The organism is Photorhabdus sp. RM71S (assembly GCF_042879355.1).
Lineage (GTDB): Bacteria > Pseudomonadota > Gammaproteobacteria > Enterobacterales > Enterobacteriaceae > Photorhabdus > Photorhabdus kayaii.
The window spans coordinates 113,654-133,582 of sequence record NZ_JBHFKV010000003.1 but is presented as its reverse complement, the minus strand read 5'-3'; the positions used below and the strand labels follow the sequence as shown (position 1 = coordinate 133,582).

25 protein-coding genes are annotated in these 19,929 nt (G+C 44.1%); 4 read left to right on the top strand and 21 right to left on the bottom strand.

From position 1 onward, the window contains the following. Positions 1-168 precede the first annotated feature (168 nt). Positions 169-417, top strand: a complete 249-nt coding sequence (locus ACGF5R_RS02715) for a type II toxin-antitoxin system HicA family toxin (RefSeq protein WP_112877997.1) — start codon at positions 169-171, stop codon at positions 415-417. Then, positions 414-761: a type II toxin-antitoxin system HicB family antitoxin gene (locus ACGF5R_RS02710; protein ID WP_112877987.1), complete on the top strand. Its 348-nt coding sequence runs from the start codon at positions 414-416 to the stop codon at positions 759-761. The genes ACGF5R_RS02715 and ACGF5R_RS02710 overlap by 4 nt, the downstream gene beginning before the upstream one ends. A gap of 191 nt (positions 762-952) precedes the next feature. On the opposite strand, the gene ACGF5R_RS02705 is transcribed toward ACGF5R_RS02710, so the two are convergent. Next, entirely contained in the window at positions 953-2,803 is a 1,851-nt protein-coding gene (locus ACGF5R_RS02705) for a phage tail protein (RefSeq protein ID WP_112877988.1), read from the bottom strand. Positions 2,804-3,121: 318 nt separating this feature from the next. Here ACGF5R_RS02705 and ACGF5R_RS02700 point away from each other — a divergent pair, with 318 nt between their 5' ends. Next, complete coding sequence (locus ACGF5R_RS02700; protein WP_262980690.1) at positions 3,122-3,244, top strand: hypothetical protein; 123 nt, start codon at positions 3,122-3,124, stop codon at positions 3,242-3,244. Positions 3,245-3,460: 216 nt separating this feature from the next. On the opposite strand, the gene ACGF5R_RS02695 is transcribed toward ACGF5R_RS02700, so the two are convergent. Together ACGF5R_RS02695 and atoD are read right to left on the bottom strand one after the other, a co-directional pair. Then, a complete protein-coding gene (locus tag ACGF5R_RS02695; protein WP_262980691.1) occupies positions 3,461-4,111 on the bottom strand; it encodes a CoA transferase subunit B in 651 nt (216 codons plus the stop codon). A gap of 2 nt (positions 4,112-4,113) precedes the next feature. Next, positions 4,114-4,773 carry an acetate CoA-transferase subunit alpha gene (atoD, locus tag ACGF5R_RS02690; RefSeq protein ID WP_262980692.1) on the bottom strand — a complete coding sequence of 220 codons (660 nt, stop codon included), beginning with the start codon at positions 4,771-4,773 and terminating at the stop codon, positions 4,114-4,116. A gap of 1,019 nt (positions 4,774-5,792) precedes the next feature. Between atoD and ACGF5R_RS02685 the strand changes: the two genes are divergently transcribed. Continuing rightward, the gene (locus tag ACGF5R_RS02685; protein WP_112879015.1) at positions 5,793-6,008 is read left to right on the top strand and encodes a cold shock domain-containing protein; all 216 of its coding nucleotides are present in this window, start codon (positions 5,793-5,795) and stop codon (positions 6,006-6,008) included. Positions 6,009-6,229: 221 nt separating this feature from the next. Here the strand turns inward: ACGF5R_RS02685 and ACGF5R_RS02680 are convergent, their stop codons facing one another. From ACGF5R_RS02680 to sctS, 18 genes are all read right to left on the bottom strand, one after another. Continuing rightward, positions 6,230-6,622: a CesT family type III secretion system chaperone gene (locus tag ACGF5R_RS02680; protein ID WP_112879016.1), complete on the bottom strand. Its 393-nt coding sequence runs from the start codon at positions 6,620-6,622 to the stop codon at positions 6,230-6,232. Continuing rightward, positions 6,619-7,554 (bottom strand): YopT-type cysteine protease domain-containing protein, encoded by a 936-nt coding sequence (locus tag ACGF5R_RS02675; protein WP_112879017.1) that lies wholly within the window; start codon positions 7,552-7,554, stop codon positions 6,619-6,621. The genes ACGF5R_RS02680 and ACGF5R_RS02675 overlap by 4 nt, the downstream gene beginning before the upstream one ends. 156 nt (positions 7,555-7,710) lie before the next feature. Beyond that, positions 7,711-8,328, bottom strand: coding sequence for an HrpE/YscL family type III secretion apparatus protein (locus ACGF5R_RS02670; RefSeq protein ID WP_112879018.1), 618 nt, complete (start codon positions 8,326-8,328; stop codon positions 7,711-7,713). After that, entirely contained in the window at positions 8,307-8,933 is a 627-nt protein-coding gene (locus ACGF5R_RS02665; RefSeq protein ID WP_387689643.1) for a Yop proteins translocation protein K, read from the bottom strand. The genes ACGF5R_RS02670 and ACGF5R_RS02665 overlap by 22 nt, the downstream gene beginning before the upstream one ends. Further along, a complete protein-coding gene (gene sctJ / locus ACGF5R_RS02660; protein WP_275658147.1) occupies positions 8,934-9,671 on the bottom strand; it encodes a type III secretion system inner membrane ring lipoprotein SctJ in 738 nt (245 codons plus the stop codon). It lies immediately after the preceding gene. Positions 9,672-9,677: 6 nt separating this feature from the next. Further along, positions 9,678-10,016, bottom strand: a complete 339-nt coding sequence (sctI, locus tag ACGF5R_RS02655) for a type III secretion system inner rod subunit SctI (protein ID WP_118985034.1) — start codon at positions 10,014-10,016, stop codon at positions 9,678-9,680. Between the two features lie 75 nt (positions 10,017-10,091). Continuing rightward, on the bottom strand, positions 10,092-10,658 hold the full coding sequence (locus tag ACGF5R_RS02650; RefSeq protein ID WP_262980694.1) for a YopR family T3SS polymerization control protein: 567 nt from the start codon (positions 10,656-10,658) through the stop codon (positions 10,092-10,094). Then, positions 10,651-11,004, bottom strand: coding sequence for a YscG family type III secretion system chaperone (locus ACGF5R_RS02645; protein ID WP_262980695.1), 354 nt, complete (start codon positions 11,002-11,004; stop codon positions 10,651-10,653). Before ACGF5R_RS02645 ends, ACGF5R_RS02650 begins: the two co-directional genes overlap by 8 nt. A gap of 2 nt (positions 11,005-11,006) precedes the next feature. Then, the gene (sctF, locus tag ACGF5R_RS02640; RefSeq protein WP_112879024.1) at positions 11,007-11,261 is read right to left on the bottom strand and encodes a type III secretion system needle filament subunit SctF; all 255 of its coding nucleotides are present in this window, start codon (positions 11,259-11,261) and stop codon (positions 11,007-11,009) included. Further along, positions 11,254-11,481 (bottom strand): EscE/YscE/SsaE family type III secretion system needle protein co-chaperone, encoded by a 228-nt coding sequence (locus tag ACGF5R_RS02635; RefSeq protein ID WP_387689640.1) that lies wholly within the window; start codon positions 11,479-11,481, stop codon positions 11,254-11,256. The genes sctF and ACGF5R_RS02635 overlap by 8 nt, the downstream gene beginning before the upstream one ends. Further along, positions 11,478-12,749, bottom strand: a complete 1,272-nt coding sequence (gene sctD, locus ACGF5R_RS02630; protein ID WP_387689639.1) for a type III secretion system inner membrane ring subunit SctD — start codon at positions 12,747-12,749, stop codon at positions 11,478-11,480. Before sctD ends, ACGF5R_RS02635 begins: the two co-directional genes overlap by 4 nt. Next, positions 12,746-14,596, bottom strand: a complete 1,851-nt coding sequence (gene sctC / locus ACGF5R_RS02625) for a type III secretion system outer membrane ring subunit SctC (protein ID WP_387689637.1) — start codon at positions 14,594-14,596, stop codon at positions 12,746-12,748. The genes sctD and sctC overlap by 4 nt, the downstream gene beginning before the upstream one ends. After that, on the bottom strand, positions 14,584-15,006 hold the full coding sequence (locus ACGF5R_RS02620) for a YscB family type III secretion system chaperone (RefSeq protein WP_112879026.1): 423 nt from the start codon (positions 15,004-15,006) through the stop codon (positions 14,584-14,586). Before ACGF5R_RS02620 ends, sctC begins: the two co-directional genes overlap by 13 nt. Before the next feature lie 14 nt (positions 15,007-15,020). Then, positions 15,021-15,854 carry a T3SS regulon anti-activator ExsD domain-containing protein gene (locus tag ACGF5R_RS02615; RefSeq protein WP_112879027.1) on the bottom strand — a complete coding sequence of 278 codons (834 nt, stop codon included), beginning with the start codon at positions 15,852-15,854 and terminating at the stop codon, positions 15,021-15,023. Between the two features lie 114 nt (positions 15,855-15,968). Beyond that, positions 15,969-16,787, bottom strand: a complete 819-nt coding sequence (locus ACGF5R_RS02610; RefSeq protein ID WP_112879028.1) for an AraC family transcriptional regulator — start codon at positions 16,785-16,787, stop codon at positions 15,969-15,971. A gap of 1,038 nt (positions 16,788-17,825) precedes the next feature. Next, positions 17,826-18,881, bottom strand: a complete 1,056-nt coding sequence (gene sctU, locus ACGF5R_RS02605; protein WP_262980697.1) for a type III secretion system export apparatus subunit SctU — start codon at positions 18,879-18,881, stop codon at positions 17,826-17,828. After that, positions 18,878-19,666, bottom strand: coding sequence for a type III secretion system export apparatus subunit SctT (sctT, locus tag ACGF5R_RS02600; protein WP_387689634.1), 789 nt, complete (start codon positions 19,664-19,666; stop codon positions 18,878-18,880). Before sctT ends, sctU begins: the two co-directional genes overlap by 4 nt. Continuing rightward, positions 19,663-19,929, bottom strand: a complete 267-nt coding sequence (gene sctS / locus ACGF5R_RS02595) for a type III secretion system export apparatus subunit SctS (RefSeq protein WP_049582485.1) — start codon at positions 19,927-19,929, stop codon at positions 19,663-19,665. Before sctS ends, sctT begins: the two co-directional genes overlap by 4 nt.

The window sequence follows — 19,929 nt, the reverse complement described above, 5'->3', positions numbered from 1 at the left end:
ATTGATAACAAAGGTCTAGCCATCGGATATCAACAGAATCCCACTTTTTAAGTGGGATTCATCAGCAATCTGAAGGGCACTAACGCCCCTTTTTGTTGCACAAGGAACTTGACTTATTTGATATTTGTAACTACCGTTAGTTACATTCTTGTGAAGAAGGACAAGTACATGAGCAAAGCGGAGAAACTGATAGAAAAGTTTCTTAATAGCCAAAAAACTTTTGAATGGTCTGAACTTGTTGTGTTATTAAGCCTATTAGGCTATGAGAAACAAGAAAAGCAAGGTTCAAGGGTACGATTCTTCAATGAATCATTGAATCACATAATTTTAATGCACCGCCCTCATCCTGAAAATTACATTAAAGGTGGTACACTAAAAGCTGTGAAACAGACTTTAAAAGAAGTGGGGTTGATATGAAATATTTAAAATATAAAGGTTATTTAGGTACAATTGAATTTGACCTGGAAAACAATACCCTTTTTGGTAAATTGGAATATATCCGCGATTTAGTGACTTATGAAGCAAAAACAATTGCAGAATTGGAAAATGAATTTAAAATCTCAATTGATTTGTATTTGCAAGACTGCAAGGAATTAAATAAAAATCCTGATGTGCCATATAAAGGGGTTTTTAATGTTAGAGTTAATCCAGAATTGCATAGAAAAATTGCAGAACTAGCACTTGAAGAAGATGTGACGATTAATGCTTTCGTGAATCAAGCGCTAGAAAATGAAGTCAGTAAACATCATGTAGGGTCTTAATAGCCTCATCGGATTAATGACAAAAGTCTAACCATCGGGCCAGGTCTTTGAATAGAGGCACTGGAAAATGGATACCTCGATATACTAAAAGACCCCACACTACAACAATACGATTGACATCAACAGAACCCCATTTTTTGAATGGGGTTCGTCAGCAATCTGGGGCTTCCTTTTAGGGAGACTGATCCTAATTACATTTCAGGTAGTTGCACACGAATATTAATGACTCTTCCGTCTGGAATATCGCAGGGTTCAGCATCATTGTAATAAACGACTTCTCCTGTTGCAGTTACACTTTTTACGCGCTTATTTTGAGCAAATTCTGGAGCGTCTTTATTCTGACGATGGTAACATTCAATTGTTATATCGCCGCTGGCTGTGTCTACCGATTCACGAATCCAAATCAGATTTAACCCGTTGCTGTCCGCCGGGATGATAGTTCCACCGTGAATTCCCCACGCACCATCTTTGGCAAAACCGTTGCAACCGCTGATGCGATATTTCCCTGTATTTATACGCTTAACAGTTACTCCCTCAGCTTCGCTGGTTAACTCGTAAGTTCCGTCTGGATGAATATCGACAACTGGGCTGGATACTCTAAGAATGCCGTTAGCGTCGGAGCGGGCGTTTTTGTCTGTCCAAAGTCGGCTAACTTTTGTATTTCCGCCCCCATCATTTCCGTGGATAAAGCTAATACCTGCATGGTCATAATGCGCGACAAATCCCGCCCATGTATCATATATTCTTGTTACATAGCCGCATGACCACGGATATCCAATGCCACCATGATTTTCTCCAAATCTAAGTGCATGACCGCCCAGCGGCAATGATCTTATCCATGCGGTAAAATCACTTATATTCGCTGGATTAATATGTTTTGCTTGGATAAATTCAGATCCCTCGGATTTTGCATATGCCCCGATATCCGCCGGCGTCGGTTTATTTTTTGTTGTATAAATATCAGTCCAATCTTCCTCAAAACCATAATTATCACGGGCAGAGCGATAAGCAATTCCCCGGTTTTTGTACAGCACTTTCAATTGAAAAGCTGGGCAGCTTCCAATGCCATTATTGAAATGAGCAATATGCGAAGAATCTATTCCAGGATTCAGCAAATCATATAACCCTGTGTTTGCGTTCCAGGGGATTGGATTATTAACAGTGTATCTTTCTGTTAATCCGAGCTTAAATGCCCCAACATCCGCTGCCGTTGGTTTATTTTTTGTTGTATAAATATCAGTCCAATCTTCCTCAAAGCCAAAATTATCACGGGCAGAGCGATAAGCAATTCCCCGGTTTTTGTACAGCACTTTCAATTGAAAAGCTGGGCAGCTTCCAACGCCATTATTGAAATGAGCGACATGCGAAGAATCTATTCCAGGGTTCAGTAAATCATATAATCCTGTGTTTGCATTCCAGGGGACTTGATTATTAACAGTGTTGTTTCCTGTTAATCCAAGCTTAAATGCCCCCACATCTCCAGCGTTCAGACTGATATCCCCGGTTAACGCTTTTCCATTAATTTTTCTACTATTCGGTACCGCATTTTTAGCTAAATTGCCGGTTTCTGCTAAGCCGAGATTTTTCACAAACGCGTTTTTATCAAGAATGTCTGCGCCATTTTGGTTTTTTGCTAATCTGTTGTTAGCATTATCATTTACATCAGAAACAAGTTTCTGAGTGACTGCAAGTGAATTGCTGTTGCCTGTTTTATCTGTGAGTTGAACAATTCCTTTCTGAGTTAGTGAAGCACTTGGAATTTCTGCCGCAATCTTTTTTTCTAAGGCTTTATTTAACTGAGTAGTGAGTTTGACTATATCCCCATCGTCCAGAACATCATCGCCATATTGTGTCGCGATAAAATTAGCTATTGTAGACGATATTGTTGAAGATTGACGCAATACCTTGTTGAGTAAATGAGTGGTAATATTCTCTGGTGGAAATCCAGTTTTTAAAGCCGAGCTTGTTTCATACCCTTCCTGGCTTACTACGTTAGCATTATTACTAATAGAAAAAGCTTTAAAATCGTTCTTGGGACTCATATACTTTCCTCAAATTAAATAATACTATTTTATAATTAACATATTGAATTATTGTAAAAATGATTCCTACCAACTCATGCCGATCATAGTCTAGTAAGGAATGAGAATAATGGAATATTCTTATATCTTATGAGGTTAACTATTTTTGTATGGTTGATGGCAGTAAATAATCGGAAATTTCGTAACCAGATATATATTGAATAATGTCGAGCGTGGAGGTGGGTTTATTTTTTGAGTGTAAGGTTAAATGCATAAATAAAAAATTGATTTATCTTTAGTTATATAGTTGGAAAGAAACGATATAAGTTATGAAACTGCATGAAAATATTTATACCCGTTATCCTTCAAGTTGCCTCTTTGTTGGCTGCACTCGCTCACCCCGGTCACATCGTTACCTATGCTCCCGGGGATTCGCTCCCTTGCCGTCGCGATCCATCTTGAAATCCATTGGGTATATATCAAACTGGTCGATGTGAAGGAGAATTTGGTTTATTTACTCACTGTTATTCGGCTCTTTGCTATTTATAATCCGACCAGTGAACATTCATGGTCGGTGAACATTCATGAATAGTCGCATAGTACCGCAGCGATTGGTGAGGTGGTGGAATAGCGCTGATAAAACCAGCTAATGATTCTGCTAATTATGCTCATTTTCTCCTATACCGGTACAGGCATGACTTTGAGGTCATGTGCGATGCTAAATTCTGCTTCAGTTTTTTCTCGTAGAGTCTCTAATGTGACATTTGGCGCATGTTCTTTCAGGATTAACTGACCCTGTTCAAAGCAGAAGACACCTAATTCAGTGACAATCATGCTGACTTTATTGATGGCGGTAAGTGGCAGAGTACACTGCTTGAGGATTTTTGCTGAACCGTCTTTGGTGCAATGTTTCATTGCAATGATGACTTTGCGAGCACCGGTGACAAGATCCATTGCCCCTCCCATACCAAGGACCATTTTCCCCGGTATCATCCAACTGGCTAGGTTAGCATGCTGGTCAACTTGCAGACCCCCCAGAATACAGGTATTGACGTGACCGCCTCGAATAAGGGCAAAAGAGAGGGCACTGTCAAATATGGCGGCGCCGGGCAAGATGCCACAGGGGTTTCCGCCAGCATTGACCAGATTGGGATCTACTTCTGTAATAGGTCCAAGGCCCAGTATGCCGTTTTCTGATTGGAGAGTAATATGAATGTGATCAGGCAGATAGTTCGGGACTTGCGTGGGAATACCGATGCCAAGATTAACAACATCGCCGTCTTGTAGTTCGAGAGCAGCACGGTGGGCAATAATTTGTTGAGCATTCATTATTAATTTTCTCCTGGATAAACGATGTAGTCGATCAATGCGCCAGGTGTTATCACGCAGTCCGGTGCGATTTCACCTACTTTAACCAGTTCATTCGGTTCGGCAAGTGTAATATCTGCCGCTAGGGCGATTACTGGGTTAAAATTTCGGGCACTGAGTTGGTAGGTGAGGTTGCCATGATGATCGGCAAGATGAGCTTGAATCAACGCGAGATCGGCACGTAGCGGGAGTTCCAATAAATAGTCTGTTCCATTGAGGGTGATTTTTTGTTTTCCCTCTTCTACAACAGTACCTACCCCGGTTGGGGTTAGGAATCCGCCCAGACCGGCTCCTCCGCAGCGAATACGTTCGATCAACGTTCCCAAAGGAACCAGTTCTACTTCTATTTCTCCAGCAAGCATTTTGCGTCCGGTTTCCGGATTAGTGCCAATATGTGAGGTAATGACTTTTTTCACTCTGTCATTAACCACAAGGGGGCCTATGCCGGCGTCGATACGGCCAGTATCGTTAACAATCAGAGTCAGATTTTTTACACCGGAATGCAGTAATGTGGTGATTAAGCGGGGAGGTGTGCCTATGCCCATGAAACCGCCAACCATAATGGTCATACCGTCATAAAAATGTGCCATAACTTGTTGTATGCTAATGAGTTTATTTTTCATATTAATTCCCTATATATGATATATGGATATAAGCGCTTATCTTTAAGTTTAGCAATAGGTATGTCAACCACAGGATTTAAATAAGAATATTTTATAATTAACTGAAATTTAATTAATTCTACTTATCGGGTTGAGGAAAGTGTGTTCAGGTTTATACGAACAATAAATAAGCGGCGTGCAAAATCTTGCACAGGTGTGCACGTTTTGTTTCGCTATTTCTTGAATGACAAACAGGTGATTACCCGATAATGAGAATTTCGTCAGTAATGAATGTCGGATGAGGCACGGTGTCGTTGATTGACTTCCTGCTTCATCAATTAGCCTCCGAGAAACCTCGCCGTTCAGGATAAGGGGAAAGGCGGTGATTGGGAGTATAGAAAGCGTTATTGAGTAGGAGCAAGGGCGAAAATAGGTAAGTGTGAGGGGCTTCTAATGGGATTGGTTCACTTTAGCCTTATAGGTGTATGGTGTAGGGATGATCTGTTAATACCGGGAGGCACAGCATTGTATTCTATGCCGTGCCTTGAATCTATTTACTAAGATAATCTTAGGTTAGGGTCTATGAGAGAGATAGTAATAGTACCGACCTGATTACCGTTGCGGGTATCTTTTCCATAATTAAAATCAAAATATTTCATCTGATCTCCGGTTTCTACTACCGTTCCATTAATTAGCGGTGAAATTTTTACGGAGCATTGTATTTTTATAATTCAGTTAGTTATGGCTATGGTAAAGCCATGCAATATGGATAAAGTCGAAATTTAGGATAAAGGAGAACACCAATAGAAAAAAATAAATGAAATTAAAATTTGCTAATGACCAATCAATGTGATTTAATAACGTCACTGGTTTGGAAGTACAGACCTATTTATGAAAAGAAAGTTAAAGCAGTTCACCATTTAGCGTTATCCCCGATACCACTTCATTGCGAATTCCTTATAATTAGTATCCATAAGTAAAACTGAAAAACAGACCTCATAACGCCTTATGGCAACTTAATAAAATTAAAGGAAAATTCTATGTCTAATGCAATGACTGGCTCAGTAAAATGGTTTAACAACGATAAAGGTTTTGGCTTTATTTCCCCAAAAGATGGAAGTAAAGATGTTTTTGTCCATTATTCTGCAATTCAGAGTAATAATTTCAAAACACTGGAAGAAGGTCAGGAAGTTTCATTCTCTGTTGAGAGTGGTGCTAAAGGCCCATCCGCAGCAAATGTTATCGTATTATCTTGATTTAATTTGACTGCTTAAATCTATTAGCGACTTTACGATAGCGATGAAGGTAATATCCTGAGTAGTTAAAGTTGTTAATCAGTAAAAAACCGCTTAATTGCGGTTTTTTTGCATGGCGGTAACAGTATTTTTTTTAACTCTTTGTTTGATTATTTCGCCTTGGCAGTTTAAAGGGGAGCAAATATTGAAGCTCCCATTAAACTTATATTCCGGTAGTGGTTTCAAACCCGCATCAAGGAAGGCGGCAGATTTTTAGGCTGTTGGGTTGTGTTAGGTGTCAGGCGTTGCTCAATATCATCAATAAAGCGTTCTAACCAAGCTTGTAGTTCAGTTACGTCTACTTCGACTAAGGGGCGTTGTGACCACAAAATTGCTTGTCCATCCAAATCACCTTGGACATGAGCCGGCCAATGTTGCCCAAAAAGATTGTTGGCATGACTGACTTCGGACCCTAATTCGCAGAACAACTGTAGCCAGTTGTCGTGATAACAGCCAATCAATACCTGAAAACGTCCATCAACTTCTAAAGTGTAGATACCATCGTCGGTAGGGGACGCGGGCACTCCGAGTTTAGAGAACAGCGCTTCTATAAGCTGGTGATAATCGTGTGTCATCGTGTTTTAGGCTCGAAGTTGGAAACGTAGAAATTTTGTCCCAGTCCGATTTCCTTGTTGTACATGGATTTGGACCAGAAATCTTGAGAGAACCAGTTGGAGAATGAGGTTTTATCCGGGAAGTTGAACTCGCCGAAGTTAGGATCGAAGAAGGTAACACCTTTCTGGTCATCGACATAGGCGGCTACAGTGTGTCCAGCCATCTGCCCTTCAAAGCTGATCTTCTTGTAGCCTGATCCCTTATTACCTGTATCCAGGATAGCGTTTAATAGATCTTTTGTGCCTTTGCTGCCAGTTTCGCCGTTTGTATCAAGCTGGCTTCGTGGTTGGACGCCGTTCTCACTAAGCCAGGATTCCGTTATTTGACTTTGTTCGGCATAGGGGTCCATGCCATCCATCTGTAACTGCTTAATGGAAACCAGAGAATCGATATGGAATTGTCCTTTCTGGCCGCCTACATAGAGCTGATCGAAAACACTTTCACCCTTGGCGTGAGCGCTTATCCAGTGAGCGGATATGGATTCACAAACCCCGCCGGAGGTGTCACTATGTTTCATGATTTGGTCCAGAAAGGTACCTTTGGTCTGGGCGAACTTGAAAGTCACTTCTCCACCGTGTTTATTTGCAGAATCTCTAACACTCCCTAATGTGGTGCTCACCGCAAAGTGAACAATTCTGTCCTTGATCATGCTGAACGAGAAGCGGCTCTCTTGATTCTTCTTGCCATCGGTGGTTAGTTGACGATCGAGCATAGAATGGCCCGGTAGATTGCGTTGAATCGCCGCTGAGAGGCGCTCTAATAACCCTGGTCTGGGTGAAGAGACTTTCAGGGATTTACCCGACAGTTCACCCTGTGGTTGATTAACGGCTGTGGTATCGAGCTGTTGGGTAGGAAATATTCTTTGGTGATTAATACCTGAAATGGGAGACAATGGTCACTCCTTAAGTGGTTTTTTTTGAGATATACGCTTGGATATTAGGTAGAGTGAATCATAATGTTTTGTCGAAATAGAGAATATTAATAACGGCAGAAGAAATTTTCACTTTCCGTCGAAAACCGGTTATCTCTTTGAAGTGTGATGGTGTCGTCAACTTTGCCATTGGTTATTGATGGCTGACATCAGTGCTTCTAATTGGCTATCCAAACTGGCATCAATGATCCCGACTTCTGTTTCTAAAATACAGCCCCCTTGATCGAGGCGCTCATCAGCAGTGATCTCTAAGTAGCCGATTTCAGGGAAATCTTTGTGTACCCGTGATATTTGTTCGCGAACTGTTGCGGCCTGTTCAGGATTAACGCGCAGGATAACCTGTTTTTGGTTACTGACTAATGACAGGGCCTCATGAACTACCTGTAAGGTGAGGGAAACTTGGTCATAATTCTTTAGGATTTTACGTACAGCCTGCAATACTACATTGCTCATCTGTTGCTCCACCTGTCGGTAATATTGTTGGCATTGCAACTGGGTTTGATGAATCAGGTTAGCTTGTTCTGCGCGGGCAGCATCAATGCCTGCTTGCCAACCTAACTCTTTTTGTTGCTCATACACCGCCTGCGCGTCATGTTCAATTTCTTGTGCCTGAAGCCGGGCAGCCTCAAGCAGAGATTTGGCACTGAGGCAGGTTTGATAGTCCGCTTTACGCAGTATCTGGAGTTCAGGAGACAGTTGGAGATGCTCTGTTGTTATTTTAATAAATGGTAACATTCTGTGTTCACTTGCTTAGCCAATTTGAGACACAATGCTTGTGCCAACGGTCGTTCTGCCTGGCTGACAGGCCAGGCCGCGAGGTTTTCATAAGAGGGAAGCCGTAGGCTCAGGCGCTTAGCGAAATCAATAGGAGGAGGCTCCATCGCCGTTAGCCAGAACTGTAAGGCACTGGTACGAAAATAGTTTGCATTAATTTCTGGTGGTAATGAGCGCTGCCAGCCAGTTGGCCAGTTGCCGATAATGATGTCGAGATAATTTAAGCAGAAGCGATGTCCCTCTTTTCCTAGTGAGTCATGTAAGTGGCGAAGTTCTGTCGCCATCAGACAATGGCGGATAGCTTGCCCATGAAGTAAAGCTCCTAGCCAGGTAAGAAGTTGTTCTAAGCACGATTGCTCTAACAAGGCAATATTTCCCAATCCAGTTGGTAATTCATAATCCACATGTAGATCAAATTGGGTCAGCAGTCGCCCATTTAGCCTGGGAGAGTTTCGCCACTCAGGTAGGGAAGATAAGACTGCAAGCCATTCCGATAATAGATGGTCAGAATGAATATAGCTGGCAGGGCAAAACCGAAATTGATAAGGCGTTAATGCGGTTACCATTTATTGCATCCTGCTTCGGTGCCACAGGAATTGCGCCAGATTACTGACAAATAATAAGGCTAACAATAGTACCAACACCCCAAGCAGACGTCCCTGTGACTCTTCAGTCACTTGGATAGAGAACAGCGTGGAGTAGCGTGGTGCCAGTGGTACCTGACGCACGCCCGCTGCGGGCACTAATACGACACTGATCCGATCATAACTCAACCCTTCAATGCTGTTATTAACCAGTTGCTTGATCTGAGGAATGTAAGTGTCGAGTTGCACATCCGCTGCGTGCTTGATAAACACCGAGGAAGAGGCTGGCGACAGTTTTTTACCTAGTCTGTCTTGCTCCTCGGGTAAAACAACATGTACCCGTGCTACCAGCACACCATCGATCTCAGAAAGTGTTCGAGCAATCTCCTGTGCTTTGGCGAAATTAAGCCGTGCTCGCTCCTCTATTGGTGAAGAGATAAGGCCGTCTTTAGGGAAGACATCTTGTAACGAGGAAAAGCTCTCCCGTGGATATCCTTTACGCTTGAGCACCTCAACAGCTTGGGCGATATCAGACTCTTCGACTAACAGCTTGATATTGCCATCTTTGTCTGGCTGCTTATCAGAGGAAATGCCCGCTTCTCTGAGCAAGGCTAACATTTCGTTGCCTTCTTTTTGGCTAACTCCGGTGTAGAGTTCGATTTTACAGCCAGTTAGCATCAGGACAGCGAGCATGACGCAGATTATATAGTGTTTCTTCACAGCTCCTCACTGGGCTTTCATTAGGGTTTCAATGTTTTGATTGAGTCGTCCTACCGTTTTGGCAATCAGCTCTTCTTGCAGGGTGATCCGCATTAGAGACCACTGCATTTGCATCAGGCTGTTAGGATCACTGCTAGGGACCGCTAGCTGTGTTTCCAGATCTTGTTTCGCCTGAGTAAGTTGTTGCCTGATCTGACCTAATTCATTGATCAGATTGTTTTCAATCCCCTGATCTTGATTGGACATAGCAAGTTCAAAACTCGCAATATTTTCTGCACTGGCCTGAGATGTGTTGAGTTCATCCAGGCTGGTGATCAGTGTCTCGCTTATATGTGGTAGATCCATTGTTCCTCCAAATTTGAGGTGTGTTGAGTTTATCTAGGTTGTCTATCCTTGTTTTACTGAGTTGCGGTAGATCCATTATTCTTCCAAATCAGGTTTGTGTGAGTTTCGAATCAGGTTATCCACCATACCGTTACGGGGGATCAATGTTTTCAACTCCTGCCGGATAAGGTCACTCAGGTACTCATTGCCAGGAATAGGTTCAATCTTGCCGAGTATCTTGAGGAGCACTGTCTCCTGTTGTCGACCTGTGGGGGCGAATTCACGAACAATCTTTCTAAGTTCTGGCATATCCAGTGATGGCTTGATATTGCCTGTCAAGCCACCAAACTGCGACCATAGCTGCTCTTGTACCGGAGCGATCAGCTTGTCTTCTAACTGAGCACGTTGGGAGGGCTGTTTGTCAGACGATAAAGCCTGATACCACTGCCATGTCACTTTGCGCTGTGTCGCTGGCTCGAAGTCGGCTAAAACGTTTTCCAGCGGTTCTCCCTGAAGCCAGCGTTGCTGGCGCTCTTTCAGCATTTGCTGATCAGGCGTGGTTTCCAGTGCTTGCTCAAAGCTGTGCTGGTGCTTGGAACTGACCGAAGGCTGTACCGTTGGTTGCGACACAGTGTTATAGGATGGTCCTTCAATCCTATTCATGAGCCAGTTGTTCCCGCATGCCGTCAACGAAGGAGAGCAATTGTGGATCGTCGCTGCCCGCCATTCGCGTCAGTCTCTGCTCCAGAGCTGATGCCAGACCCAAACGCCACTCACACAAAGCTAACCAAGGTTCTAAAATAGGCCAAGGGAGATCCCGACCAAAATCCAGAGCCTGTTGATATTTGCCTTGGTTCGTTAGAGAAGAGAGCCGAATCAGGTTTGCTGCTTCTTGTCCTTCCTCGCTTGACATCAGCCAGTCGGCAATAATATTGGCTTCGTCATGACAGTGATGGCCGCTTCCAACCAGAGCAATATCTGCCAGTAGCCCTTTGAGTGAACGTGTCATGATTAGATCTTCTGTAATATGCCCTGCATCAGGTCTTTCATGGACCGGGTGACAGTAGAGTTAATGTTGTAGATTACCGACCACTTGTTGATTTTGTGTTGTAAATCAGCTAGCAAAGCAGGGTTATCAGGCCCGCCGCTGAGGGCGGCGATTGCGTCATTAACGTCTGTGTTAGCTGTGTTGGCTTGGGTCTTAAGCTGCTCAGCAACCTTATCGAGAGTATTAACTGTCTTTGCGGAAGTAAAAATTTCAGCCATGATGGTTTCCTTCTGTTGTGTTAAGTTCTGTTGTGTTAAGTATTGTGATTGCAGCTTGGATGGCATCAGCCTCCAGTTGCCATTGTTGGTATTCTTGTACTGAACCGCCGCGTCTCAGGCGTTGTTTGATATCGTTCAGCGCCTGAGCGAGACGGTGTTGCATTTCGTTGACATAAGTGGGATCAGCACCAAACAGTCGTGCTTCCAGGGATGTCATCATGAAGCTGGGCTCCTGTTAAGTTTGACGATAAATTGTTGTCCACCCTTGATAATAACAATCGCATCTTGACGGATGGCTTCGATTCTTAAACCATTTTCTGTGGTTGCTCCAACCGGATAACGCAGGTTGTTTTTGAGTACCACATAGGGTACACGCCCGAAGGAAACGGCCCGGACGTCGAAATTGAGCTCATCATTGCGAGTGAGACGCTTATTATTCAGTAATACCAGTGTTGGCCGGCTGCCGAACTCTTGTTTAAATACCTGCTGTAAGCGGTAGAAGTTATGCGTCTGGTGCTCATCCAATTGACCAGTGAACTCGATACGATCATTTTTATCTTTGTAGATCAGCGAGTCGGGTAAATCATGTTTAGCCAATAACATATCCAGTCGCTTGAGGTGATTACCGGTGAACTTCGTCTGGTTTTCTATACCAAGTAATCCCGGAACATCACGTTTGAGTAGTGACTCGATATCGTTCCATTGCTGGCTGGTATCAGTGACTTCTCCCGTAAGGCGGACCCAACCGGGTTGTTTGCCATTGCGGCTTTGCACCTGGGCATAGCCTAATTTTTGTAAAATGAAATCCACCCCCTGACGTAATTCTTCCATAGTACGCAACTCCAGCCGATAACTGAGAGAGTGAGTATCGAGATACTGTTGCAGCGCCAGCCGTTGTTGATTGAGGTCCACATAACCTTTGAGCAGTAGTGGCCCATGATCGGGCATCATTTGTACACTTATCTGGCGATAGGCTGAATCGCCATTGAGAAAACGGCGTAGTTCTTGCTCGGCGAGGCCATTGGACATGTTGCTCCTTTGCCATCCTTCATGCCCAAGCAGTGCCAGAAGACCGAGTGCCAAGACCAGACAAAGTATCAACATCCCGCCTGCTACCCGGCTACGATTTTGGCGGGCAGGGCGCTGGCGTGGTATGACCGCCAGTTCAGCGAGTTGGTTCGGGAATGCATGTTGTTGGTCACAAAAAGCCCACAATAACGGGCCAGCCTCTTGACGGGCCAGCGCTTGCAATGTCGCACCCGATGATAGCGGTTCGCCATTCTGACTTGGTGCGACTTCACCGGCCCATTCCAACAGGCGAATTGAGTCTGGTTCGACTTCTAAAATCAGGTGCACAGGCGCAACATCTTCATCCACCAGAACGATATCTGCCTGTAGGGGGTCTGAGCCGATGGCTAAACGCCCCTTAGCTAAATTAACCTCAATACTTTTATTCAGTCCGCGGTAAAAGCGAATTTTCCAACTCATCTGTTCGCCTTATTTTGCGCACGAACACACCAGGTTTCCTTCAATGAACATTGTTGTTCAATGACTCGCCATCCGTAAGTTTTACCCATTCGGCATGAGGATAGAAATGAGCTTTTACCTGCTTGCCGTAGGGTTTCTTGTACTTGATGGGCTGAGGATAATGGTTGGCATTGTGCACTTCCCAGAACTTTACTCAGCGATAGGCTCTGGTTAGAGATATCCTGTGTTGCCAGTAATCCAGGGCGTAGATCTTGTCCGTTACCAAGAGCCAGATAATGGGCTATCCCACTATCAATCAGACGTGGCTCAATAATGAATAGCCGTACTGATCGCCGAACTTGCTCACTGGTATTGCGAAACAAGACACCCAGGTAGGGGATATCGCCTAAAAATGGCACCTTGCGTGTTATTTGACTCATTTCGTCGCGGTAGATGCCACCAATCAGCAGACTTTGCCCATGTCCAACTCTGGCAACGGTATCGACAACGGTTCGGCTGATAGTCGGGATGCCATCCTGTCCTGAGCTATTAGGTTTCTGGTTACCATCCTCAATATGCAGGTCTAAACTGATTTCAGGAGAATCTCCTACTTGGATGACTCTAGGGATCATGCGCAGCATAGTGCCATAGGTAAGGCTTTTAAGCTCGGCAACCCGTTCGCCATTAACTTTTACGTAGTAGGTTTCATTGTTGTCAATGACTGCTTGTGTATTCTCCTGCGTTAAAAGCGTTGGGCGGGAAATCACCTGAGCGCTTCCTTTACTCTCTAGTAAGGTTATTTTGGCGAGCAGGTAATCCAGGCCACGGCGATCGACCAGGCTACCTAATGCGGCTGAACCGAGGTTTTCACCTTTTTCTTTGCTCTCTCTTTTTTCCCTGGCAGAAGTTGTGATATCAATGATATGGCGAGGCCCGGTGTTGATTCCGACTTGCCAGTCAACTCCCAGTTCTGAAAGGTTGTTTGCGTCGATGTCAACGATGGAAAGGGCAACTTCAATCCGGGCGGATGGTTTATCCAGTGCGTTGATCAAATGGGCGTACATGGACATCCTTTCCGGGTTATCCCGTACAATGATGGCATTTAGGGAGGGTTCTGCTTGTACGACCGCACGGTTTGAGTAGCTTTCTCCCATAGAAGAAGATGCTTCACCAGTAACAGCGCTCACATTGGTATCACTGAGCAGGCGGGAGAGGATGGTGGCTATGCCCGGCGCCTCAATACTGGTATCACGATACTGGATCTTGCGATCGACCACTGAGGCGTATTTGAGCGGGAAAATTTCCACTGTCAAGGCGCCCGTTTTTTCGCTACGCAGCAATGACTGCTGTTCCAGTGCGGATGTAGTCTGATCAAGCAGTTCAAGATAACGAGGAGGGCCTGATACGTAAACCAGTTGGTTGCCTGGATCAGGACGCCAGCCAAAGCGTGGCTCCCAAATACCGGAACGTTTTAGGGCTTGCTGTAACTCCGTTGCGTTGGTCCGTTCAAGTTTAAGCAAGCGCGATTGTATTTCACTGTTTTTGAATACATAAAGCACACTCCCGTCGTAGTACCAGACCAGATTATAGAGAGAGGATAAATGTTGCAGGAATTCCTGAGGAGTGTCCTGCTCAAAATGGCCGTTAACTTGATCGGTCACCTTGTCGCTGACAACCACTGATGCTTCATAGTTGGCGCCGAAATTAACCAGTACATCCCGCAAGCTTTCTCCTTTTGCCAGATAGTTATAAGGCGCAGGAAACCAATCCAGATCTTGGCTATAAGCAGAAGGGAGCATCACACTGCTGATACTCAACGATAACAGTAGGGAACGGCATAGCCTTTGGAATGGTTTCATGGTTGCCATATTGCCTGTTTCCATTGAGGGGCGGATTGGGTTTCCGACAATAAAGCCATGATTTGTTCCAGTAGATCGATGTGCAGAGTTAGCATCTGTTCCAGTATTTGAATATCCAAACTATCAAGGTCAAGGCGTGCTTCCAGAATAAGATTCTCTGATTCATCTAAGGTCAGTGCATGGGGAGCATGGCGTCCCCAGCGCGTAACTTGTTGCAATAGTGTTTTCAGTAATTCATCGCCTGACGGATCTTTTGGGTTGTGGCGCCAGCTTAGCGGGCTGGATAACACAAGTTCAGTTCCCTGTTGGCGAAAAAACAGGTTGTAGTTATCAATGTGCAAATGGTAATGCCCTTGTCTATCGGAAATAAAAGGCTTCTGGCCTAAGCGACTGGCCAAATGATTGAGTAGAATTTGCATGTTTCCTCTAATAATTAGGTCGTCGATTGCCAGTAAAAATTGTCCTGTGGCAGGCACAGAAAATGGGCACAAAGCCATTTTTTCAAGTGAGTAGCTTCCTCGGTGTCATGCTCTAAAGTAGTCAACCACGCCCAACAGGATGACAGTGCTTCGGGAACTGGCATAAAAGCGGTTAGGTCGCCGCCAGTCTGGAGTGCATCTAGCCCAGTAAACCAGTTGGGCCATGCTTCGCGAGCTTGGGTTTCCGTTGTCAACAGCCGTTTTTCTAATAGTTGCTTGCGTTGATTAAGCGCTGCTTGCAAAGATGTAACCTCTTTATGATATTGTTCCCGGCATTGAGACGAGACGCTTTCGGCTTGCTGCCAAAAATGCGCTTTAGCACGCAGTTGCCGTTCTTGGATCTGTAACTGATCAAATTCAGTGAACCAGAAGTCTATCTCTGGCTCCAACAAACGGAGCCACCAGTCAAATAGCGGCTGTAATACCCAGTGCTGTAAAAGATGTCTGTCAGCTAGGTTTATGCGGTCACCCAGCACCTTATTCCAGTCACATTCCGGTTCTGCCGCCGCTCTAATGAGCTGTTGTAGGTCATCACGCCGCAAAGCTTGCCCGCAATTTAACCGTCTACGAAACCAGACGGACTTGATCAAGCTTTCCAGCAGATGTCTGGGTAGCAAACGTTGTAATAAAATAAACTGTTGGCTATTGATAATGTCTCTATTCTGATACTGAATAGCCGATGATTTTCCGAGTAATTGATCCCGGCGTGGAATTCCCGACTGCGTGACAGAGATCTTGCGGCCGAGAAACATGCTGGTTCGAGTCTGATTATGGTCTTGCTGGCTCATGCTATGCTCATCTTGCTGCTAGTCACTCTTGTCGATTAAATTAGGGATGGCCTTATTTTATCTGTCAGGCCAACGGTTAACTTGTAAAAAACGTCAGATTATTTTAGCCAATCGTTACTCTTTGCCATACCTGGCTCGACTGGGCGTGCAATTAAAGCGTCTCCGATAGCTTTGAGTGAAGTAGGATTGGCTGGAAAATCCTGCTTCCATCGAGATATTAACAATACTCATCTCGCTATTGAGTAGTAGTTGATGTGCATAAAGAATACGGCGTTCACTGATCCAAGCGCGTGGTGATATTCCGTACACCGAACGGAACAGCTCCTTGAAGGTGGTTAATCCCATACCAAATTCTTTAGCGAATTCACTGAGTTTCCACTCCTTAAGGTAGTGATTTTCCATAAAACTCTGTAAACGTTCCACTTGGCGATTGCTCAATTGTCGTAATACTGACATGAGCAAAGTACCTTGTTCTCCAAATGCTAATAACAATAGCAGTTCTTCTGTTCTGAGTTGACCCAGCGCTGTAGGATAATCATGAGCCAATAGATCGACCAGCCCATTTATACTTTGAGATAACAGAGGGGATGAGGTAAATGCAATTAATTCGGGTGTTGACATGTTGTGCCGCTCGACTTCACTGAGCAGAGTACCAAAGCGTTGCAGAAACCCGTGGAGGAAAGTCGTACTCAGAGGCAACCAGAGTAGTTTGCAAGTATCGCTACGCGTTTTTGCTGCATAACTGCCACGACGAACAAAAAGCAACTCGTTGTGGGAGATATCGTAGGTATTGGTACTGTCCTGCCATGTCATTTCACCTTCGAGCAGGATATATATCCCTTCTTGGGGGTGCTCTATAACGTTAAAGGCAGGCATGCTACGCTGGAGTAGTGAGATATCCATTCCCTTCCCTGATGTTGTGATGCCGTTCATTCTATTGTCCTGGATCTGTTGGTGTTATGTCTTAAAAATACAAATTACATTATTATTAGTAGATATTTTCTTTGGTTTCGCTGCCTGGAATAGACAGTGAAAAATAATTTTACGTATTTAACCTGATGGTTAACTATAGCATCTTTTAATTAAAATGATTTTTGCTAGTGGGCCTATAATGTTCTTTGGTCCGAATACTGTATTATTCTCACGTTTTATAAACGTTTTATAAACGTTTTATAAACGAAGAGTGAAAAGGGATCAGTTTTTTGCACGATAACGATTGCCTATAAATTTTGCACCCTTAGTTATAAAGTTATACCCTATGGATTTCAAGATGCATCGCGACGGCAAGGGAGTGAATCCTTGGGAGCATAGATAACTATGTGACCGGGGTGAGCGAGTGCAGCCAACAAAGAGGCAACTTGAAAGATGACGGGTATATAAACCGAGTCTTTTGTCTTGACTGATATTGATAGTTATCTCCTTTTATTCAGGAAATCTATTAGTGATTCATAATACGTTAGTAATTGTAATGAATGATAGCTAGAGTAATATTAACGAATTAGCAGGTGTAGAAATCAGCGCAAAGTGAAATCAAAATAGCTACGTGTAATATAAATCACTTAATAATAAATTCAATCTGATTTCAGCTATTTGATCCATCGATAAAAACAAAAAATCCACCCAACTGAATTGGATTGTTTATTATAATATTGTTTAAGCAATGTTAGGTTATTAGCAGTAATTTTTATTTATATTAAATTTGTTGTTATTATGTGATTAAATCGTAACGCTTAAGAAACAAATATATACCCTATGGATTTCAAGATGCATCGCGACGGCAAGGGAGCGAATCCCCGGGAGCATAGGTAACTAATGTGACCGGAGTGAGTGCAGCCAACAAAGAGGCAACTTGAAAGATAACGGGTATAAATTGTATTTCGTTTGCAATTGAGCATTGGCAAGGTATGTTAAATGCCAATGCTCAGTTCATATATGCAGTTTGACTGTCAAAAAACGCTGTTTGAGGACAGGTTACGGCTCCGGCGGGCGATCTTGCCACTGTTCTAGCCAGCGCAAAACTTCTGCGGTAGCTTGGATAAGATCAGCAGGAATATATTGGTCTATCAGGCCATCTTGATAAAGTGCTCGGGCCAGCGGAATGCGTTGTAACACCGGAATGCCTTCCTCTTCAGCAATACGTCGAACTTGCAGGGCCTGCGCATCGGTGAACTTGAGTGTAATAAGGGGTAACGGTGTCTCTCCTTTCTTATAACGGATACCTACCGCAATGTGGGTTGGGTTGGCGACGATAACTGATGAATTCTTAACGCTAGCGCGCATATTGCTTGATTGTAATTCTTGATGAAATTGACGTCGTTTGCTTTTGATCTCTGGGCTGCCTTCACTCTCTTTATATTCCCGTTTGATCTCGTCTTTACTCATTCTAAGCTGCTTAATATGTTGGTAGTGTTCGAAGGCATAATCGGCAATAGAAATCACAATAAGCCCCATGCCGCATACGGTCATGAGCTGGGTTAACATTATGCCGAGTACAGGAACAATACATCTTGTTCCACACTCCGGCAGGCGCAGTAGTGCTTGTAGATTGCCTGCCAGAGTAATCCAAACCAAGGTGCAGAGCAGTCCTACTTTAAGTATTGATTTGATGAATTCCACCAGACTCTTGATAGAGAAGATTCTCTTAGCGCCTTCAACAGGGTTGATCTTTTTAATATCAGGTTTGATGGCGTGTCCACTAAGTAGAAAACCGTATTGAGCGAAGTGTGATGCCAGCGATAGCAAAACGGAAACACTTAGAATTGGCAGGCAGAGGTAGACCAGCTCTTGCATCAAGTTTTCAACCACATGGTTGAAGGCTTGGGGAAAGGGTTTCTCCAGTAGATTAGCCGGGATTAGCATCAGTTTACCCAGATGTTCCAAATAGTATTCAGACATGACCATTATCATGCCGATTAGCCCCAATATTAAGGAGGTGGAGACGACTTCGTTACTTTTGGTTACCTGGCCTTTCTTCCGGGCGTCTCTAAGTTTCTTGGGGGTAGGTTTTTCAGTCTTTTCTCCACTCATGGTGCCTCCAGAATAGGGATTAACATGCGCACTGGGGAGAGAATTAACAGCACTTTATCATAGGCATGATGCATCAATAACCGGATATAGATAACTAGTAACAGGCTGGCAATTGCACTTTTGATCGGCATTGCTAACACGAAAACGTTGAGAGAGGGAGCGAAACGGCTAATCAGTGCCAGCCCGAACTCTGCTAAAAACATGGCGATTAGCAAAGGAGCTGCCATTAAAGCGCAGAGCTGTAGTAGATAGCTAAACTGACCATAGAAAAAGTGGATCCACTGATTGGTAATTTGGGGAAAAAACTGCGTTACCGGCCAACTGTTATAGCTTTGAAATAGGGCGCCAAGCAGACCAAGAAAAGCGCCGCCGGAGAAAAAGAGTGTTATCAAAGTTTGAGTCAATAATAGACCCGTGGGTGAGGTTTGACTTCCCAGGGAAGGGTTAAGCACTGAAGCCATTGTTGCTCCCCGTTGGTTATCTATAATAAAACCGGTGGCTTCCATCGCCCAAAATGGGATAGAGGCGATAAAGCCAATGAGCAAACCGAGTAGGACCTCTTTACCGAGCAACAGCGTCAATTCCAGACTACCTAATGTGGGCAACTGACTGCCTGCTACTGTTGGGTAAGCATAAAGGGCCAGTGAGCAGACCACGCTGTTGCGGATTAACCCACCACCTAGCATCTGTTTGCTGAGCACAGGAAATATCACAAAGCAACTCATGATGCGAGGTAACAGCAGGGTATAAGCCAGTATTTGCTGCTGGAGCTCTGGTAGGGTCATTTGATCAGCGGCACCTTAAGAAAGGTCATGTTGGCGAAGCTATAGAGTTCGTTGCCAAGCCAAGTAGCTGTAGCGAACAGGGTGATAATGACCGCAACTAATTTAATAACAAAACCCAATGTTTGTTCTTGTATTTGGGTGAGTGCTTGGATCAACGAGACCAATGTTCCCACTGCCGCAGCCATGAGTACCGGCGGCAGGGAAAGGATTAACACTAACCAGAGAGATTGGCTGGTGAAATGCAAAATATCAGCATTACTCAT

Coding starts and splice junctions, on each gene's coding strand:
- sctD (WP_387689639.1), bottom strand. CDS start 12,749: ATGAGTTGGAAAATTCGCTTTTACCGCGGACTGAATAAAAGTATTGAG.
- sctF (WP_112879024.1), bottom strand. CDS start 11,261: ATGGCTGAAATTTTTACTTCCGCAAAGACAGTTAATACTCTCGATAAG.
- ACGF5R_RS02695 (WP_262980691.1), bottom strand. CDS start 4,111: ATGAATGCTCAACAAATTATTGCCCACCGTGCTGCTCTCGAACTACAA.
- sctU (WP_262980697.1), bottom strand. CDS start 18,881: ATGAGTGGAGAAAAGACTGAAAAACCTACCCCCAAGAAACTTAGAGAC.
- sctI (WP_118985034.1), bottom strand. CDS start 10,016: ATGGATCTACCACATATAAGCGAGACACTGATCACCAGCCTGGATGAA.
- ACGF5R_RS02670 (WP_112879018.1), bottom strand. CDS start 8,328: ATGTTACCATTTATTAAAATAACAACAGAGCATCTCCAACTGTCTCCT.
- sctT (WP_387689634.1), bottom strand. CDS start 19,666: ATGACCCTACCAGAGCTCCAGCAGCAAATACTGGCTTATACCCTGCTG.
- sctC (WP_387689637.1), bottom strand. CDS start 14,596: ATGGCAACCATGAAACCATTCCAAAGGCTATGCCGTTCCCTACTGTTA.
- atoD (WP_262980692.1), bottom strand. CDS start 4,773: ATGAAAAATAAACTCATTAGCATACAACAAGTTATGGCACATTTTTAT.
- ACGF5R_RS02615 (WP_112879027.1), bottom strand. CDS start 15,854: ATGAGCCAGCAAGACCATAATCAGACTCGAACCAGCATGTTTCTCGGC.
- ACGF5R_RS02700 (WP_262980690.1), top strand. CDS start 3,122: ATGAAAATATTTATACCCGTTATCCTTCAAGTTGCCTCTTTGTTGGCT.
- sctS (WP_049582485.1), bottom strand. CDS start 19,929: ATGAGTAATGCTGATATTTTGCATTTCACCAGCCAATCTCTCTGGTTA.
- ACGF5R_RS02610 (WP_112879028.1), bottom strand. CDS start 16,787: ATGAACGGCATCACAACATCAGGGAAGGGAATGGATATCTCACTACTC.
- ACGF5R_RS02715 (WP_112877997.1), top strand. CDS start 169: ATGAGCAAAGCGGAGAAACTGATAGAAAAGTTTCTTAATAGCCAAAAA.
- ACGF5R_RS02710 (WP_112877987.1), top strand. CDS start 414: ATGAAATATTTAAAATATAAAGGTTATTTAGGTACAATTGAATTTGAC.
- ACGF5R_RS02705 (WP_112877988.1), bottom strand. CDS start 2,803: ATGAGTCCCAAGAACGATTTTAAAGCTTTTTCTATTAGTAATAATGCT.
- ACGF5R_RS02635 (WP_387689640.1), bottom strand. CDS start 11,481: ATGATGACATCCCTGGAAGCACGACTGTTTGGTGCTGATCCCACTTAT.
- ACGF5R_RS02680 (WP_112879016.1), bottom strand. CDS start 6,622: ATGACACACGATTATCACCAGCTTATAGAAGCGCTGTTCTCTAAACTC.
- ACGF5R_RS02620 (WP_112879026.1), bottom strand. CDS start 15,006: ATGCAAATTCTACTCAATCATTTGGCCAGTCGCTTAGGCCAGAAGCCT.
- ACGF5R_RS02650 (WP_262980694.1), bottom strand. CDS start 10,658: ATGAATAGGATTGAAGGACCATCCTATAACACTGTGTCGCAACCAACG.
- ACGF5R_RS02645 (WP_262980695.1), bottom strand. CDS start 11,004: ATGACACGTTCACTCAAAGGGCTACTGGCAGATATTGCTCTGGTTGGA.
- ACGF5R_RS02665 (WP_387689643.1), bottom strand. CDS start 8,933: ATGGTAACCGCATTAACGCCTTATCAATTTCGGTTTTGCCCTGCCAGC.
- ACGF5R_RS02685 (WP_112879015.1), top strand. CDS start 5,793: ATGTCTAATGCAATGACTGGCTCAGTAAAATGGTTTAACAACGATAAA.